The organism is Methylotuvimicrobium sp. KM2 (assembly GCF_038051925.1).
Classification (GTDB): Bacteria; Pseudomonadota; Gammaproteobacteria; order Methylococcales; family Methylomonadaceae; genus Methylotuvimicrobium.
Window position 1 is genome coordinate 4,091,114 of record NZ_CP150634.1, and the last position, 15,217, is coordinate 4,106,330.

The following is a 15,217-nucleotide window of genomic DNA, read 5'->3' on the forward strand; positions in this document are numbered from 1 at the left end:
TACTCCAGAACTTAAACGCGGCGTTTTTTAGGTGGACGGCAACCGTTATGAGGGATTGGCGTCACATCAATGATATTGCTGATTTTAAAACCCAAGTTACTCAATGAACGAACGGCTGATTCTCTACCAGGACCAGGCCCCTTAACCATCACGTCTAGGTTTTTCATTCCGTATTCCAATGCGACCGAACCAGCTCTTTCGGCAGCAACCTGAGCAGCAAAAGGAGTACTTTTTCTTGAACCCCTAAAACCCGAACCACCGGACGTTGCCCAAGAGAGCGCGTTACCTTTTCTATCGGTAATTGTAACGATGGTATTATTGAAGGAGGCATGCACATGCGCAATGCCATCCGCTATTTCTTTTTTTATGCGTTTACGCGCACGATTAGGACTTGCCATTTATGAACCTCTTATCGAAATATCTTTACTTTCTAATAGGCTTGCGAGGGCCCTTACGGGTTCTTGCATTCGTCCGTGTTCTCTGCCCTCTTAAAGGCAGGCCTCGACGATGTCGGATACCACGATAACAACCTAGATCCATCAATCGTTTGATGTTCATTGAAACTTCACGTCGCAAGTCGCCTTCGACGGTCATTTTTGAAATAACTTCACGAACAGAATCAAGCTGTTCTTCTGTCAATTCTTTAATCTTTCTTGACGGTGCTATACCCACTTTCTCGCAAATCTGATTTGCTGTTTTGCGTCCAACACCATAAATCGCTGTCAATGCAATTTCTGCATGCTTATGATCTGGTACGTTAATCCCGGCAATACGTGCCATTTAGATACTCCCCTGAGCAATGACTCTAAAGTTAAGCGCCGAATAATAACATTTAATGATTTATGGCGCAATAGAAAATTATCCTTGACGTTGTTTATGGCGCCCATCTTCACAGATCACCCTAACAACACCATTTCTTTTTATGACTTTGCATTTTCTGCATATTTTTTTAACTGACGCACGAACTTTCACAATGCACTCCGTAATACTTAAACTACTTAATTATTTTTTAAGATGCGCTTTCTTCATCAAGCCTTCGTATTGTTGTGACATCATGTGAGTCTGCATCTGAGAAATAAAATCCATAACGACAACAACGATAATCAACAACGAGGTCCCGCCAAAATAAAACGGCACATTCCAGTAAACGATTAGAAACTCAGGCAATAAGCAAACGCCTGTGATGTAAAAAGCACCAATCAATGTAAGACGCGTCATCACTTTATCAATATAGGCACTGGTCTGCTGTCCAGGTCTAATGCCAGGCAAGAACGCACCCGATTTTTTTAAATTATCCGCAGTCTCTTTCGAATTAAAAACCAAAGCGGTATAGAAAAAACAGAAAAAAATGATGGCTGCCGCATAAAACATGACGTAAACCGGCTGACCAGGCGATAACATAGTCGCAATATCTTTAAGCCAACCAAAGCCTTCGGCATTTCCGAACCAACCTGCTACCGTAGCCGGAAACAAAATGATACTTGAGGCAAAAATGGGAGGTATAACCCCCGCCATGTTGAGTTTCAAAGGAAGAAAACTACTTTGCCCGGCATACATCCTTCTACCTTGCTGTCTTTTAGGATAGTTGATAATGATTCTTCGCTGACCTCTTTCAACAAAGACAACTAGAGCGGTAACAGCGATCGTTAACAAGAATAGCAAAATAATGAACGCACTGTTCATTTCGCCTGTTCTAGCAAGCTCCAAAGTGCCACCGACAGCCGAGGGAAGCCCTGAAACGATACCGGCAAAAATAATTAACGAAATACCGTTGCCAATTCCTCTCTCAGTAACTTGCTCGCCCAACCACATCAAAAAAATCGTCCCCGTTACAAGCGTTATCGTCGTAATGAGAACAAAACTCATGCCTGGTGCAATAACAACAGACAATCCACCGGCCGTTTGATTTTGCAAAGCTATTGAAATACCAACAGCTTGAAAAGTCGCCAAAACAACGGTTCCGTAACGGGTATATTGAGATATTTTACGCCTTCCGGACTCGCCTTCTTTTTTCATCTGCTCCATCGTTGGAATAACCACAGTCATCAACTGCATGATGATCGAAGCAGAAATGTAAGGCATGATACCAAGAGCAAATAAGCTTAAACGCATTAATGCCCCACCCGAAAACATGTTAAACATATCGAGAATGGAACCGCTTTGCTGTTCAAACATTAGAGCTAACGCTTTTGGATCGATACCGGGAACAGGGATATGAGCCCCAACTCGATAGACGAAAAACGCCCCCAGCACGAATAGCAATCTAGACCTTAATTCTGAATAGCCACCTGCTTTTTCAGCCATTTGTGCTCTTGTCGTATTCACTTAGACCTCTACTTTGCCGCCAGCCGCTTCAATAGATGCTTTTGCGCCTGCAGTCACTTTTATACCTTTCAACGTCACAGCTTTTGAAATTTCACCCGATTGGATTACTTTAGCGGTTTTAGTGAAAACAGGAACAACACCCGTTTCGATCAGCACTTGTAAATCGATGGTTTCAGTCGGCAAATTAGCTAACTCACTCAAACGAACTTCCGCTGTCAAACGCTTGCATCTTGACGTAAAACCGACTTTCGGTAATCGTCTCTGAAGGGGCATTTGTCCACCTTCAAACCCAACCTTGTGAAATCCACCACTTCTTGCTTTTTGGCCTTTATGACCTCTTCCGCAGGTTTTTCCAAGAGTGGATCCGATACCGCGACCGACACGCTTGGCTTTATTTCTCGATCCTTCTGCAGGACTTATTGAATTCAAGTACATTACAATTCCTCTACCCTTAGCATGTAGGAAACTTTATTAATCATCCCACGATTTTCAGGGGTATCGGAAACCGATACCGTATGATTAATACGACGCAAACCTAAACCTTTTAAGCACGCTTGATGGCTTGCTAAACGGCCGTGTTTACTTTTTGTCATTGTTAATTGTAATTTTTTATCTGACATAACAATTATCCAATTATCTGCTCAACCGACAGGCCGCGCTTGGCTGCGATGTCTTTTGGCTCATGCATTTCAGTTAACCCGGCAATAGTCGCTCTAACAACGTTAATTGGGTTGTTAGTTCCAATGCATTTGGCCAATACGTTATGAACACCGACCACTTCGAATACCGCGCGCATTGCTCCGCCAGCAATAATACCGGTACCATCCGATGCCGGTTGCATATAGACTTTTGCCGCCCCGGTGGACGCCGTAACAGCGTATTGCAAAGTGTCGCCTTTTAATGCAACTTTACGCATGTTTTTTCTAGCCTGTTCTAACGACTTTTGGATTGCAACGGGAACTTCTCTGGCTTTACTCACGCCATAACCCACACGACCTTCACCGTCGCCGACGACCGTTAAAGCAGCAAAGCCGAAAACTCGACCGCCTTTCACAACTTTTGCAACACGTCGTACCGATACTAATTTTTCTTGCAAACCGTCTGTACTTGCTTGAGATGGTGCTGTAGCCATAATCAATCTCCTAAAATTTTAAACCGGCTTCACGCGCGGCATCAGCAAGCGCTTTAACACGCCCATGATATTTAAAACCTGAGCGGTCGAAAGCCACTTCAGTGATTCCAGCCGCAATGGCTTTTTGGGCTACAAACTTTCCAACTTCGGCAGCCGCCTCAACATTTCCTGTATTTTTTACGGCTGATTTGACCTCAGCCTGAACAGTCGAAGCACTTGCAAGCGTATGCGTCCCATCGGAACTAATAACCTGCGCATAAATGTGTTGCGCAGTTTTATGTATGGTTAAACGGTTCGCTCCGGAATTCTTTATTTTAGTGCGCAGCTTCAGAGCGCGCTTTAAGCGTGATGCTTTCTTATCCATTACCTTACCTTACTTCTTCTTGGCTTCTTTTCTAACCACATTCTCATCAGCGTATCTGACACCCTTGCCTTTATAAGGCTCTGGCGGACGATACCCTCTAATTTCTGCAGCGACCTGACCGACTTTTTGCTTATCAAAACCTTTGACAATAATTTCGGTTTGACTGGGGGTTTCGATCGTTATACCCGCCGGCACTTCATAATCAACCGGATGAGAAAAGCCAAGTGACAACCCTAAAGTATTACCTTTAGCTTGAGCTCTATAACCAACACCGACTAAAGCCAGTTTTTTTTCAAAACCTTGTGATACGCCAATTACCATATTATTAATAACGGCGCGAGCGGTTCCGGCTTGTGAATTGGCAATTTTATCTGCCTTATCCCACTTAATTTCAATTTGGCTATTATCGATGGCCAAACTTACTTTTTCGTGTAACGAGGCCGACAACTGACCCTTACTACCTTTTACTGTAACTTCGTTGCCTTCGAGTTTGATATCAACTCCGCTTGGAAGAGCGATAGGTACTTTTGCAATTCTTGACATGACTTGACTCCCTAATTAACAAACAGTACAAACAACTTCACCGCCATGCCCTATCGCACGCGCCGCTCTGTCAGTCATGACACCTTTCGATGTCGAAACGATAGCTATGCCTAGGCCTCCCAAAACCTTTGGAAGCTCTTCTTTCGACTTATAAATTCTAAGTCCCGGCCTGCTGATTCTTTTTACTTTTTCGATGACGGGGCGTCCTTGATAGTATTTTAATACTATGGTCATTTCACTATGACTACCTTTCGTCTCAACGCTATAGTCGGTGATGTAACCTTCATCTTTTAAAACTTTAACAATGGCTACCTTCAATTTAGAAGAAGGCAGTTTTACGCTCATTTTTCCAGCAGATTGACCATTTCTAATTCTGGTCAACATATCTGCTATCGGGTCTGTCATACTCATTTCAATTCTCCAAACAGATCTTACCAACTCGCCTTAACTAAACCTGGCACATCACCACGCATTGTCGATTCTCTTAATTTATTTCGAGATAAACCGAATTTGCGATAATAGCCATGGGGACGCCCAGTGATATTACACCGGTTGCGCAAACGAGAAGCGCTGGAATCCCTTGGTAGCTTTTGTAATTGAAAATGAGCAGCTTCTTTTTCTTCAAAAGTAGCTCCAGGATTGCGAATAATTTCTTTTAACTCTTTTCGCTTGGTTTCATATTTCTTTACTAATTTGTTACGCTTTACTTCTCGCGCAATCATTGATTTTTTAGCCATTAGTCGATCGCCTTTTAGTTTTTGAATGGAAAGTTAAATAGCTTCAACAAAGCTAAACCTTCTTCGTTGGTTTTTGCTGTTGTCGTAATGGTAATATCCATTCCGCGAATAGCATCAATTTTGTCATAATCAATTTCAGGAAAAATGATTTGCTCTTTGACGCCCATCGAATAATTACCACGCCCATCAAAACTCTTAGGACTCATTCCCCTAAAATCCCTAATACGAGGAATGGAAATATTAATCAAGCGATCCAAAAATTCGTACATTCTATCACTACGCAGAGTGACTTTACAGCCAATTGGCATGTCATCGCGTATTTTGAAACCGGCTATCGATTTTCTCGCCAAGGTAACAATCGCTTTTTGACCGGCGATTTTTTCCATATCGCCGAGAGCGGATTGTAATATTTTCTTATCCGCAACCGCACCGCCAACACCCATATTAAGAGTGATTTTGGTAATTCGGGGCGCCTGCATAACGGATTTATAGCCGAATTTTTTCATTAATTCCGGCAGGATCTTCTCTTTGTATTCAGTTTCTAGTCTAGCCATGTCTAAATAATCCTCTATTAGATATCAACAACTTCATTAGTTGATTTAAAAAACCTGACTTTTCTTCCATCTTCTAGAAACTTAAAGCCGATTCGATCCGCTTTTAGGGTTTGTGGATTGTAAATACCGATATTAGAAAGGTGGATAGGCATATCTTTATCAACGATACCGCCAGATACTCCGGCACGAGGGTTACCTTTTTGGTGTTTTTTGACACGATTGATTCCCTCTACGATTACCTTGTTATCCTTAAATACTTTAGTTACTTTACCGCGCTTACCTTTATCTCTTCCGGTCAATACAATGACTTCGTCGCCTTGTTTTATTTTTTGCATGATTTAATCCTTTTTTATAAAACTTCAGGAGCCAGAGAAATAATTTTCATGAATTTATCTCCCCTTAGTTCGCGAGTTACAGGACCAAATATGCGTGTACCGAGAGGCTGCAATTGGTTATTAAGTATGACAGCGGCATTTCCGTCGAAACGGATAACCGAACCATCAGGACGACGAACTCCTTTACGAGTTCTTACAACCAAGGCGTTGTAAACTTCGCCTTTTTTTACTCTACCACGCGGTATTGCGTCTTTAACACTGACTTTGATAATATCGCCAATGCCTGCATAACGCCTGTGTGAACCGCCTAGCACTTTGATACACATGACCTTTTTTGCACCGCTATTATCGGCAACGTCAAGGTTAGTTTGCATCTGAATCATGATTAATTCCCAATTGTCTCGATATTAAATTCTTTGTGCTTATTTATTGTTGCTTTCAACAACTTCAACTAGCCTGAAGGTTTTGTTTTTAGACATTGGCCTACAAGATGTAATGGACACAATATCACCTTCATTGCATTGATTTTGCTCATCATGAGCCATTAATTTGGTCGAACGCTTGATATATTTGCCGTACACAGGGTGCTTGACAAAGCGCTCAACCAAGACGGTAATGCTTTTGTCCATTTTATTACTAATGACACGACCGCTTAAGGTTCTTAATTTTTCAGTTTTTTCGCTCATGACTTAAGCTCTCCCTAATTCATTCAATACAGTATGTATACGGGCAATATCACGTCTGACTTGCTTGACTTGAGCGGTCTTAGTTAACTGACCTGTACCTTTTTGCATCCTGAGATTGAATTGCTCTCTTGAGAGCTCAAGTAGCATATCGGCTAACTCTTGTTTTGATTTTTGTCGTAATTCGGTGGCTTTCATCACATTATCGTCCGAGCTATGAATGTTGTCTTAATCGGCAGTTTGGCAGATGCTAATGCAAACGCTTCTCTTGCAAGCTCTTCGGGCACACCTTGGATTTCATAAAGCATGGTGCCCGGTTTAATCTGAGCAACCCAGTATTCTACACTACCTTTACCTTTTCCCATCCTAACTTCTAAAGGTTTTTTGGTAATAGGCTTGTCTGGAAATACTCTGATCCATATTTTACCACCACGCTTTACATGACGAGTAATCGCTCTACGTGCAGCTTCGATCTGACGGGCTGTAATCCTTCCTCTTGTTGTGGCTTTTAATCCGAATTCACCGAAACTAACCGATGAGCCACGAACAGCAATGCCGTTATTTCTATTCTTATGCTGCTTACGAAATTTTGTTCTTTTGGGTTGAAGCATGACTTTATCCGTTCAACTATTTTTTAGATTCTGTAACATCGGATACACCTTGTGTATCCACATCAAATACTTCGCCTTTGAAAATCCAGACTTTAATGCCAATGATTCCATAAGTGGTATTTGCCTCGGCCGTACCATAATCGATGTCGGCTCTTAGTGTGTGCAAAGGGACACGGCCTTCTCTATACCATTCGGTTCGGGCAATTTCAGCACCGTTTAAACGGCCGGCAACATTAATTTTGATACCTTCCGCGCCCAAACGCATAGTATTGGTAACCGCACGCTTCATAGCCCTACGGTACATGATTCTTTTTTCAAGTTGCTGAGCAATGCTTTCCGCTACCAGATAAGCATCTAATTCCGGCTTTCTGATTTCTTCGACATTCATCTGAACAGGAATGCCCATCATCGCCGAAACTTCTTGTCTTAATTTATCGATGTCCTCGCCTTTTTTGCCAATCACAATCCCTGGTCTTGCAGTATGAACGGTGATGTGGGCATTACTTGCCGGACGATTAATCTGAATGCGACTAACCGAAGCGTGAGCAAGCTTTTTTTTGATAAAGTCTCTAACTTTAAGATCTTGATGCAGAAAAACCGGGTAATCTTGAGAGTTTGCGTACCATCTAGAAGTCCAGTCTTTAACAATTCCAAGGCGAATACCCGTTGGATGTACTTTTTGTCCCATTTTTACCTCTACTCGTATTCTGCTACTTTAATTGTTATGTGACAGGTCCTTTTCAATATTTTATTGGCTCGACCTTTCGCTCGCGGTTTAAAACGTTTCATGGTCGGCCCTTCGTTGACAAAAACCGTCGTAACTTTCAGTTCGTCAACATCGGCGCTCTCGTTATGCTCCGCATTGGCAATCGCCGACTCTAAAACTTTTTTTATGACTGCAGCCGCACTTTTTGTACTAAATGACAAAATTGCCAGCGCTTTCTCGACCGGTAGACCGCGAATTTGATCACCTACCAACCTGGCTTTCTGTGCCGACATAGGTGCATTGCTTAATTTTGCTGATATTTCCATCCTACACCTTACCTTGACTTCTTATCGGCCACATGCCCTTTATAGGTGCGTGTCGGCGCAAATTCACCGAGTTTATGCCCTATCATATTCTCAGAAACAAGAACAGGGACGTGTTGACGCCCATTGTGGACAGCAATAGTTAAACCCAACATATCGGGAATAATCATTGATCTTCTTGACCATGTTTTAATCGGTTTCCTATTATTGGCTTTTACCGCATCCTCAACTTTTTTCAGAAGATGATGATCTATAAAAGGACCTTTTTTAATTGATCGTGGCACGCTATTTCCTCTCTATTTCTGCTTACGGCGTCTGACAATCATGTTGTCTGTGCGTTTATTTTTACGTGTTTTATAACCTTTGGTAGGCATACCCCATGGCGAAACAGGATGTCTGCCGCCGGATGTACGTCCTTCACCACCACCATGCGGATGATCTACAGGATTCATTGCCACACCGCGAACGGTTGGCCTTACCCCGCGCCAGCGCTTTGCCCCAGCCTTACCCAATGAAGTTAAGTTGTGCTCGGAGTTGGATACTTCTCCAACTACAGCCTTACAATCCGCCATGACTTTGCGCATTTCCCCCGATCTTAGCCGGATGGTTACGTAAGCGCCTTCTCTAGCGACTAACTGGCAAGATGCACCTGCGCTTCTTGCTAATTGAGCTCCTTTACCGGGCTTTAATTCAACGCAATGTATAGTAGTACCCAATGGAATATTTCTAAGCGGCATGCAATTACCCGGCTTAACCGCAGTAGTTTCAGCGGATAAAATCTCTTGCCCTTGGGTTATGCCTTTTGGGGCGATAATATATCGACGCTCACCGTCCTTAAAGAGAATCAAAGCAATATTGGCAGTTCTGTTGGGATCGTATTCGATACGCTCAACTACAGCCGGAATATCTATTTTATTTCTTTTAAAATCAATGATCCGGTAGTGATGCTTATGACCCCCACCGACATGACGTGTGGTTATGCGCCCTTGATTATTACGTCCGCCATTTTTGCTGTTTTTATCAAGCAACTGTGCGAATGGCTTGCCTTTATGTAACTCATCGTTTTTGACACGTACAACAAACCTCGATCCAGCCGATGTAGGTTTTGATTTTACAATAGCCATGCTTTCTACCGTTTCCTATTGATCTTTTAAACTTTTAACTATTAAGCTGCCGAGAAATCTATATCGTGGCCTTCTTTGAGCTTGACATAGGCTTTTTTCCAATCGGAACGTTTGCCAAGGGTTTGACCAAACCTTTTTTTCTTACCTTTGACATTCAGTACTCGGACCGAATCGACTTTTACTTCGAACATAAGCTCGACGGCTTGCTTTATTTGATTCTTGGTTGCCTGTTTCTGAACGTTAAACACAAACTGTTTATTCGCTTCAGCCGCAACTGTGCTTTTTTCTGAAACAACAGGAGCTCTCAAGACACTTGCCAACTTACTTTTGATTAGCTCGTTCATGCCAACCTCTCCTCTATCAGTTTTACCGCCGCAGGCGTCATAATGACTTTTTCCGCTGCTACCAACGATACCGGACTCAAATTATCCGCAGAACATACTTCTAAATACGGAATATTTCTTGAAGCCAAAGCCAGATTAAAGTCGACTTCGTCAGATATGATTAAAACGCGCTTACAATCCAAACCACTCAGCTTTGCAACCATTTCTTTCGTTTTTGGAGTCGAAGGAAGGATTTCACTACTGACAACCAAACGGTCTTGTCTTAGTAACTCGGACAAAATTGAACGCAAACCCGAACGAAACATTTTTTTATTTAATTTTTGCTCGAATGAACGCGGTCTTGCAGCAAAGGTCACGCCACCGGTTCTCCACAGTGGACTGCGCATTGTACCAGATCTTGCTCGCCCCGTCCCTTTTTGACGCCAAGGTTTAATCCCGCCGCCACTTACATCGGAACGGGTCTTCTGTGCTTTTGTCCCGGAACGAGCGCCGGCCAGGTGCCGAGTCACCAATTGATGAACTAACGTCTCATTAAAATCTTGCCCAAAAACTTCTTCGCCTACCGCGACTGCTGCGGCAGATTCGCTTTCGTTAATTGCAGGAATTTGTATACTCATGATTTATCCTTCTTATTCCGCATTTTTGCAGCCGGGGTAATCACAACATCGCTACCTTTTGCTCCAGGCACAGCCCCTTTGACTAAAATCAAGTTTCTCTCGCTATCGACCGCATGAATCGTTAGATTATCGATTGTCGTTTTAGCGGCGCCCATATGACCGGACATTTTTTTCCCTTTAAAAACGCGCCCCGGAGTTTGACACATACCGTTAGAACCTGGAGCTCTATGGGAAAGCGAATTACCGTGCGTCGCATCCTGCGTTCTAAAATTATGCCGTTTGACTGTACCTTGATAACCTTTACCGATGCTTGTTCCGCGAACATCAACCACCTGTCCTTGAGCAAAAATACTTGCTTGTAATTCGGAACCGGCAGAGAGATCGTCGCCTTCACCGTCATCCAGCCTGAATTCCCACAGACCTCTACCTGCGGTTACATTCGCAGCAGCAAAATGACCAGCCATCGCTTTATTCACTCTGGATGATTTTTTTTCACCCGCAGTGACTTGTATCGCGCGATAGCCATCTTTTTCGATGCTTTTAACTTGAGTGACTCGGTTAGACTCTATCTGAAGAACCGTCACGGGCACTGACGACCCATCCTCGCAAAATACTCTGGTCATACCACATTTACGACCAATTAGACCTATTGACATCTGCCAATTCCCCTACATTTAATTCAACTTTATTTGAACGTCCACACCGGCTGCCAGATCCAATTTCATCAAGGCATCGACAGTTTTTTCGGTTGGCTCGACGATGTCGAGCAATCGTTTGTACGTTCTTAATTCATATTGATCGCGCGCGTCTTTATTGACATGCGGAGAGATCAAAATCGTAAACCGCTCTTTCTTAGTAGGCAGCGGGATAGGGCCTTTAACTTGCGCGCCCGTTCTTTTCGCTGTTTCTACGATTTCACCTGCGGATTGATCAATTAATTTATGATCAAATGATTTCAGGCGTATTCTAATAGTTTGACTCGTCATATTGTTTACTCGATGATTGATGCAACAACGCCCGCGCCAACGGTACGGCCACCTTCACGAACCGCGAAACGCAAACCTTCTTCCATCGCAATCGGAGCAATTAACTTCACTTCAACGTTGACGTTATCGCCGGGCATCACCATTTCCACGCCTTCCGGAAGATCGACCGCTCCGGTTACATCCGTTGTTCTGAAATAAAATTGTGGACGATAGCCATTAAAGAATGGTGTATGACGCCCGCCTTCGTCTTTCGACAATACGTAGATTTCCGCCTTGAAATGGGTATGCGGCTTAATGGTGCCTTTGTGCGCCAAGACTTGTCCGCGTTCAACTTCGTCTCTTTTGGTGCCTCTTAACAAGACCCCAACGTTATCGCCCGCTTGACCTTGATCCAATAATTTACGGAACATTTCCACGCCGGTGCAGGTTGTGGTTGTAGTCGGTCTGATTCCGACAATTTCAATCTCTTGCCCAACCTTAATGATCCCACGCTCGACACGCCCGGTAACCACTGTGCCGCGACCGGAAATCGAGAACACGTCTTCAATCGGCATTAGGAACGGCTGATCGATCGCACGCTCAGGCTCTGGAATATAGCTATCTAAGGCCTCGACCAATTTAATGATCGACGGCACGCCAATTTCACTGGTATCGCCTTCCAAGGCTTTTAACGCCGAGCCGATAACTAACGGGGTATCGTCGCCCGGAAATTCGTACATGTCCAATAATTCTCTGACTTCCATTTCCACTAATTCGATCAACTCGGCATCATCCACCATATCGGCTTTATTCAAATAAACCACGATATAGGGAACACCTACTTGACGCGCTAATAATATATGCTCACGAGTTTGCGGCATCGGACCGTCGGCCGCCGAACAGACGAGGATAGCTCCATCCATTTGTGCCGCACCGGTAATCATGTTTTTGACATAGTCGGCATGACCCGGGCAGTCCACATGCGCATAGTGGCGCGCATCCGATTCGTACTCCACATGAGCCGTTGCGATTGTAATGCCACGCTCGCGCTCTTCGGGGGCGTTATCAATTTGATCGTAGGCCTTGTAGACGCCGCCACGCGCATCCGCCATCACTTTTGTCAATGCCGCGGTCAATGTGGTTTTACCATGATCGACGTGACCGATGGTTCCTACGTTTACGTGTGGTTTTTTACGTTCGAATTTTTCTTTGGACATGATTCAATACCTTTATTTTCTATTCAATTTATGAAACTTTTTTTATGATTGCTTCTGCAATATTTGCAGGTGCTTCAGCGTATTTTTCAAATTGCATACTGTATGTTGCTCGCCCCTGTGTTGCAGATCGCAAATCAGTCGCATAACCGAACATCTCCGCCAACGGAACTTCACAACTGATAGTTTTACCTGCAGGAGTGTCGTCCATACCCTGAATGATTCCACGGCGCCTGTTTATATCACCTACAACATCACCCATGTAATCTTCCGGAGTCACGACTTCTACCTTCATTATTGGCTCCAGAAGGACCGGGTCGGCTTTTTTCGCACCCTCTTTAAAGCACATTGATCCAGCAATTTTAAATGCCATCTCGCTCGAATCAACATCGTGGTACGATCCATCAAACAATGATACTTTTACATCCACCACTGGAAACCCTGCCAAAACTCCATTTTCCAGTTGCTCCTGCACTCCTTTGTCAACTGCCGGTATGTATTCCCTTGGAACCACGCCACCAACAATTTCATTCACAAATTCATATCCGGAACCGGGTTCTTTCGGCTCGATTCGCAACCATACATGTCCATATTGACCTCGCCCGCCGGATTGACGAATAAACTTGCCTTCTTGCTCCACTTGCTTGCGAATAGTTTCTCTATAGGCAACTTGAGGAGCTCCTACGTTAGCATCGACGCTGAATTCCCTTTTCATTCTGTCTACAATGATCTCCAGATGTAATTCACCCATTCCGGAAATAATGGTTTGACCTGACTCCTGATCGGTATGCACACGAAACGATGGATCTTCTTGGGCAAGCTTGCCAAGAGCAACACCCATTTTTTCTTGATCGGCTTTAGTTTTCGGCTCTACCGCAACCGATATTACCGGCTCAGGAAAATCCATTCTCTCAAGCACAATGACCGATTTCATGTCACATAAAGTATCGCCGGTAGTGACATCTTTCAGACCTATTGCCGCCGCTATATCCCCGGCATGCACTTCCTTAATTTCTTCGCGGGAATTAGCATGCATTTGCACTAATCGCCCTATACGCTCTTTCTTCTTTTTTACCGAGTTATAAACCGCATCGCCCGAGTTAAGCACGCCCGAATAAACCCGGATAAAGGTTAAAGCACCTACAAAGGGATCGGTTGCAATTTTAAATGCTAGCGCCGCAAAAGGCGCCTCATTGTCCGCAGGTCGCTCTTCTTCGGTCACATCATCCGCAAGAACACCTTTAATCGGCTTAACTTCCGTAGGCGAAGGCAAATACTCGATTACAGCATCCAACATCGCCTGAACACCTTTGTTTTTAAAGGCCGATCCGCAAAATGTAGGAACCGCAAGATTATTTAATGTGAGCTGTCGTATCCCTTTTTTAATCTCATCCTCAGAGAGATCAACGCCGTCAAGGTATTTTTCCATTAGCTCATCTGAACCTTCCACTGCCGACTCAATCATGTGATCACGCCATTCTTGACAGAGCGAAAACATATCGACCGGTATTTCACGTTCCTCGAAATTCATTCCCTTGGTCGCCTCATCCCAATAAATGGCTTTCATTTTTATCAGGTCTACAACGCCTTCGAACGAATCATCAGCACCTATCGGCAATTGCATCGGAATAGGATTACTTCCTAAACGAGCTTTTATTTGCTGAACCACCCTTAAAAAATTAGCTCCTTGCCTATCCATCTTATTGATGAACGCCAACCTTGGCACATGGTATTTATTAGCCTGCCTCCACACTGTTTCGGATTGCGGCTCAACTCCGCCCACCGCGCAAAATACAGCACAAGCCCCATCTAAAACTCTAAGGGATCGTTCAACCTCGATCGTAAAATCAACATGTCCCGGCGTATCGATAATGTTTATCTGATGCTCCGGAAACTGCTTGCTCATACCGCTCCAAAAACAGGTGGTAGCGGCCGAGGTAATGGTAATACCTCTTTCTTGCTCTTGAGCCATCCAATCCATGGTTGCCGCACCATCATGCACCTCGCCAATCTTGTGCGAAACGCCTGTATAAAACAGAACGCGCTCGGTAGTCGTTGTCTTACCGGCATCGATATGAGCCATGATGCCTATGTTTCGATAACGACTAAGGGGAGTTTTCCGTGCCACTGCTCAAGCCTTCAGTAACTTAAATTACCAACGGTAATGAGAAAACGCCTTGTTCGCCTCGGCCATACGATGAGTTTCCTCACGCTTTTTAGCTGCCGCCCCACGACTTTCGAAGGCATCCAACAACTCGCCGGCCAACTTTGAAGGCATGTTTTTTTCGTTTCTTTTACGTGCCGCATCAATCAGCCAGCGCATCGCCAAGGCCGCACGACGGGAAGGCCTAACTTCAACAGGAACCTGATAAGTTGCACCACCGACACGTCTTGACTTAACTTCAACACGCGGCTGCACATTTTCCAGAGCTCGAGTCAACACCTCCAACGGCTCGGTATGACCTTTACTTTCGATAACATCCAGCGCACCATATACAATCTTTTCGGCAACTGATTTCTTTCCGCTAGTCATGATCATATTCATGAACTTGGTTAGCATGGTGCTACCAAACCTAGGATCCGGAATGACGTCTCTTTTCGCCGCTACTCTTCTTCTTGACATTTAATTCACCAAACTTC

Annotated in this window: 28 protein-coding genes; all 28 read right to left on the bottom strand. The window is 44.1% G+C overall.

Features of this window, described 5'->3' with window-relative positions; genetic code table 11:
* Positions 1-11 precede the first annotated feature (11 nt).
* The 28 genes from rpsK to rpsG all read right to left on the bottom strand — a co-directional run bounded on the left by rpsK (position 12) and on the right by rpsG (position 15,200).
* On the bottom strand, positions 12-398 hold the full coding sequence (rpsK, locus tag WJM45_RS17145; protein WP_014149751.1) for a 30S ribosomal protein S11: 387 nt from the start codon (positions 396-398) through the stop codon (positions 12-14).
* A gap of 25 nt (positions 399-423) precedes the next feature.
* A complete protein-coding gene (rpsM, locus tag WJM45_RS17150) occupies positions 424-780 on the bottom strand; it encodes a 30S ribosomal protein S13 (RefSeq protein WP_014149752.1) in 357 nt (118 codons plus the stop codon).
* 78 nt (positions 781-858) lie between these two features.
* Positions 859-972, bottom strand: coding sequence for a 50S ribosomal protein L36 (gene rpmJ / locus WJM45_RS17155; protein ID WP_083877706.1), 114 nt, complete (start codon positions 970-972; stop codon positions 859-861).
* Between the two features lie 30 nt (positions 973-1,002).
* Positions 1,003-2,304 carry a preprotein translocase subunit SecY gene (secY, locus tag WJM45_RS17160; protein WP_014149753.1) on the bottom strand — a complete coding sequence of 434 codons (1,302 nt, stop codon included), beginning with the start codon at positions 2,302-2,304 and terminating at the stop codon, positions 1,003-1,005.
* Between the two features lie 21 nt (positions 2,305-2,325).
* Complete coding sequence (gene rplO, locus WJM45_RS17165; RefSeq protein WP_341326273.1) at positions 2,326-2,760, bottom strand: 50S ribosomal protein L15; 435 nt, start codon at positions 2,758-2,760, stop codon at positions 2,326-2,328.
* Entirely contained in the window at positions 2,760-2,945 is a 186-nt protein-coding gene (gene rpmD / locus WJM45_RS17170) for a 50S ribosomal protein L30 (protein WP_014149755.1), read from the bottom strand. The genes rplO and rpmD overlap by 1 nt, the downstream gene beginning before the upstream one ends.
* 5 nt (positions 2,946-2,950) lie before the next feature.
* Complete coding sequence (gene rpsE, locus WJM45_RS17175; RefSeq protein ID WP_014149756.1) at positions 2,951-3,457, bottom strand: 30S ribosomal protein S5; 507 nt, start codon at positions 3,455-3,457, stop codon at positions 2,951-2,953.
* Positions 3,458-3,467: 10 nt separating this feature from the next.
* Complete coding sequence (rplR, locus tag WJM45_RS17180) at positions 3,468-3,821, bottom strand: 50S ribosomal protein L18 (RefSeq protein WP_341326274.1); 354 nt, start codon at positions 3,819-3,821, stop codon at positions 3,468-3,470.
* A 9-nt stretch (positions 3,822-3,830) separates the two neighbouring features.
* The gene (rplF, locus tag WJM45_RS17185; RefSeq protein ID WP_341326275.1) at positions 3,831-4,364 is read right to left on the bottom strand and encodes a 50S ribosomal protein L6; all 534 of its coding nucleotides are present in this window, start codon (positions 4,362-4,364) and stop codon (positions 3,831-3,833) included.
* Between the two features lie 15 nt (positions 4,365-4,379).
* Positions 4,380-4,775, bottom strand: a complete 396-nt coding sequence (gene rpsH, locus WJM45_RS17190; protein ID WP_341326276.1) for a 30S ribosomal protein S8 — start codon at positions 4,773-4,775, stop codon at positions 4,380-4,382.
* Positions 4,776-4,795: 20 nt separating this feature from the next.
* Positions 4,796-5,101 carry a 30S ribosomal protein S14 gene (gene rpsN / locus WJM45_RS17195; protein ID WP_014149760.1) on the bottom strand — a complete coding sequence of 102 codons (306 nt, stop codon included), beginning with the start codon at positions 5,099-5,101 and terminating at the stop codon, positions 4,796-4,798.
* Between the two features lie 14 nt (positions 5,102-5,115).
* A complete protein-coding gene (gene rplE, locus WJM45_RS17200) occupies positions 5,116-5,655 on the bottom strand; it encodes a 50S ribosomal protein L5 (protein WP_341326277.1) in 540 nt (179 codons plus the stop codon).
* 17 nt (positions 5,656-5,672) lie between these two features.
* A complete protein-coding gene (rplX, locus tag WJM45_RS17205) occupies positions 5,673-5,990 on the bottom strand; it encodes a 50S ribosomal protein L24 (RefSeq protein ID WP_341326278.1) in 318 nt (105 codons plus the stop codon).
* 14 nt (positions 5,991-6,004) lie between these two features.
* The gene (gene rplN / locus WJM45_RS17210) at positions 6,005-6,373 is read right to left on the bottom strand and encodes a 50S ribosomal protein L14 (RefSeq protein ID WP_014149763.1); all 369 of its coding nucleotides are present in this window, start codon (positions 6,371-6,373) and stop codon (positions 6,005-6,007) included.
* Positions 6,374-6,412: 39 nt separating this feature from the next.
* A complete protein-coding gene (gene rpsQ / locus WJM45_RS17215; protein WP_341326279.1) occupies positions 6,413-6,676 on the bottom strand; it encodes a 30S ribosomal protein S17 in 264 nt (87 codons plus the stop codon).
* 3 nt (positions 6,677-6,679) lie between these two features.
* Entirely contained in the window at positions 6,680-6,871 is a 192-nt protein-coding gene (rpmC, locus tag WJM45_RS17220) for a 50S ribosomal protein L29 (RefSeq protein ID WP_014149765.1), read from the bottom strand.
* Entirely contained in the window at positions 6,871-7,284 is a 414-nt protein-coding gene (rplP, locus tag WJM45_RS17225; protein ID WP_014149766.1) for a 50S ribosomal protein L16, read from the bottom strand. Before rplP ends, rpmC begins: the two co-directional genes overlap by 1 nt.
* A 16-nt stretch (positions 7,285-7,300) precedes the next feature.
* Positions 7,301-7,972, bottom strand: coding sequence for a 30S ribosomal protein S3 (gene rpsC, locus WJM45_RS17230; protein WP_341326280.1), 672 nt, complete (start codon positions 7,970-7,972; stop codon positions 7,301-7,303).
* An 8-nt stretch (positions 7,973-7,980) separates the two neighbouring features.
* A complete protein-coding gene (gene rplV / locus WJM45_RS17235; protein ID WP_341326281.1) occupies positions 7,981-8,316 on the bottom strand; it encodes a 50S ribosomal protein L22 in 336 nt (111 codons plus the stop codon).
* 8 nt (positions 8,317-8,324) lie between these two features.
* Positions 8,325-8,597, bottom strand: a complete 273-nt coding sequence (rpsS, locus tag WJM45_RS17240) for a 30S ribosomal protein S19 (RefSeq protein WP_014149769.1) — start codon at positions 8,595-8,597, stop codon at positions 8,325-8,327.
* A gap of 12 nt (positions 8,598-8,609) precedes the next feature.
* Positions 8,610-9,437 (bottom strand): 50S ribosomal protein L2, encoded by an 828-nt coding sequence (rplB, locus tag WJM45_RS17245; RefSeq protein WP_341326282.1) that lies wholly within the window; start codon positions 9,435-9,437, stop codon positions 8,610-8,612.
* 41 nt (positions 9,438-9,478) lie between these two features.
* Entirely contained in the window at positions 9,479-9,781 is a 303-nt protein-coding gene (rplW, locus tag WJM45_RS17250; protein WP_341326283.1) for a 50S ribosomal protein L23, read from the bottom strand.
* Positions 9,778-10,398: a 50S ribosomal protein L4 gene (gene rplD / locus WJM45_RS17255; protein ID WP_341326284.1), complete on the bottom strand. Its 621-nt coding sequence runs from the start codon at positions 10,396-10,398 to the stop codon at positions 9,778-9,780. Before rplD ends, rplW begins: the two co-directional genes overlap by 4 nt.
* Positions 10,395-11,054 carry a 50S ribosomal protein L3 gene (gene rplC / locus WJM45_RS17260; RefSeq protein WP_341326285.1) on the bottom strand — a complete coding sequence of 220 codons (660 nt, stop codon included), beginning with the start codon at positions 11,052-11,054 and terminating at the stop codon, positions 10,395-10,397. The genes rplD and rplC overlap by 4 nt, the downstream gene beginning before the upstream one ends.
* A gap of 18 nt (positions 11,055-11,072) precedes the next feature.
* Positions 11,073-11,384, bottom strand: coding sequence for a 30S ribosomal protein S10 (gene rpsJ, locus WJM45_RS17265; protein ID WP_014149774.1), 312 nt, complete (start codon positions 11,382-11,384; stop codon positions 11,073-11,075).
* Positions 11,385-11,389: 5 nt separating this feature from the next.
* Entirely contained in the window at positions 11,390-12,580 is a 1,191-nt protein-coding gene (gene tuf, locus WJM45_RS17270; protein ID WP_341326286.1) for an elongation factor Tu, read from the bottom strand.
* Positions 12,581-12,608: 28 nt separating this feature from the next.
* Entirely contained in the window at positions 12,609-14,705 is a 2,097-nt protein-coding gene (fusA, locus tag WJM45_RS17275; RefSeq protein ID WP_341326287.1) for an elongation factor G, read from the bottom strand.
* A gap of 24 nt (positions 14,706-14,729) precedes the next feature.
* Positions 14,730-15,200 (bottom strand): 30S ribosomal protein S7, encoded by a 471-nt coding sequence (rpsG, locus tag WJM45_RS17280; RefSeq protein WP_341326288.1) that lies wholly within the window; start codon positions 15,198-15,200, stop codon positions 14,730-14,732.
* Between the last annotated feature and the right edge of the window lie 17 nt (positions 15,201-15,217).

Coding starts and splice junctions, on each gene's coding strand:
- rpsK (WP_014149751.1), bottom strand. CDS start 398: ATGGCAAGTCCTAATCGTGCGCGTAAACGCATAAAAAAAGAAATAGCG.
- rpsM (WP_014149752.1), bottom strand. CDS start 780: ATGGCACGTATTGCCGGGATTAACGTACCAGATCATAAGCATGCAGAA.
- secY (WP_014149753.1), bottom strand. CDS start 2,304: ATGGCTGAAAAAGCAGGTGGCTATTCAGAATTAAGGTCTAGATTGCTA.
- rplO (WP_341326273.1), bottom strand. CDS start 2,760: ATGTACTTGAATTCAATAAGTCCTGCAGAAGGATCGAGAAATAAAGCC.
- rpmD (WP_014149755.1), bottom strand. CDS start 2,945: ATGTCAGATAAAAAATTACAATTAACAATGACAAAAAGTAAACACGGC.
- rpsE (WP_014149756.1), bottom strand. CDS start 3,457: ATGGCTACAGCACCATCTCAAGCAAGTACAGACGGTTTGCAAGAAAAA.
- rplR (WP_341326274.1), bottom strand. CDS start 3,821: ATGGATAAGAAAGCATCACGCTTAAAGCGCGCTCTGAAGCTGCGCACT.
- rplF (WP_341326275.1), bottom strand. CDS start 4,364: ATGTCAAGAATTGCAAAAGTACCTATCGCTCTTCCAAGCGGAGTTGAT.
- rpsH (WP_341326276.1), bottom strand. CDS start 4,775: ATGAGTATGACAGACCCGATAGCAGATATGTTGACCAGAATTAGAAAT.
- rpsN (WP_014149760.1), bottom strand. CDS start 5,101: ATGGCTAAAAAATCAATGATTGCGCGAGAAGTAAAGCGTAACAAATTA.
- rplE (WP_341326277.1), bottom strand. CDS start 5,655: ATGGCTAGACTAGAAACTGAATACAAAGAGAAGATCCTGCCGGAATTA.
- rplX (WP_341326278.1), bottom strand. CDS start 5,990: ATGCAAAAAATAAAACAAGGCGACGAAGTCATTGTATTGACCGGAAGA.
- rplN (WP_014149763.1), bottom strand. CDS start 6,373: ATGATTCAGATGCAAACTAACCTTGACGTTGCCGATAATAGCGGTGCA.
- rpsQ (WP_341326279.1), bottom strand. CDS start 6,676: ATGAGCGAAAAAACTGAAAAATTAAGAACCTTAAGCGGTCGTGTCATT.
- rpmC (WP_014149765.1), bottom strand. CDS start 6,871: ATGAAAGCCACCGAATTACGACAAAAATCAAAACAAGAGTTAGCCGAT.
- rplP (WP_014149766.1), bottom strand. CDS start 7,284: ATGCTTCAACCCAAAAGAACAAAATTTCGTAAGCAGCATAAGAATAGA.
- rpsC (WP_341326280.1), bottom strand. CDS start 7,972: ATGGGACAAAAAGTACATCCAACGGGTATTCGCCTTGGAATTGTTAAA.
- rplV (WP_341326281.1), bottom strand. CDS start 8,316: ATGGAAATATCAGCAAAATTAAGCAATGCACCTATGTCGGCACAGAAA.
- rplB (WP_341326282.1), bottom strand. CDS start 9,437: ATGGCTATTGTAAAATCAAAACCTACATCGGCTGGATCGAGGTTTGTT.
- rplW (WP_341326283.1), bottom strand. CDS start 9,781: ATGAACGAGCTAATCAAAAGTAAGTTGGCAAGTGTCTTGAGAGCTCCT.
- rplD (WP_341326284.1), bottom strand. CDS start 10,398: ATGAGTATACAAATTCCTGCAATTAACGAAAGCGAATCTGCCGCAGCA.
- rplC (WP_341326285.1), bottom strand. CDS start 11,054: ATGTCAATAGGTCTAATTGGTCGTAAATGTGGTATGACCAGAGTATTT.
- rpsJ (WP_014149774.1), bottom strand. CDS start 11,384: ATGACGAGTCAAACTATTAGAATACGCCTGAAATCATTTGATCATAAA.
- tuf (WP_341326286.1), bottom strand. CDS start 12,580: ATGTCCAAAGAAAAATTCGAACGTAAAAAACCACACGTAAACGTAGGA.
- rpsG (WP_341326288.1), bottom strand. CDS start 15,200: ATGTCAAGAAGAAGAGTAGCGGCGAAAAGAGACGTCATTCCGGATCCT.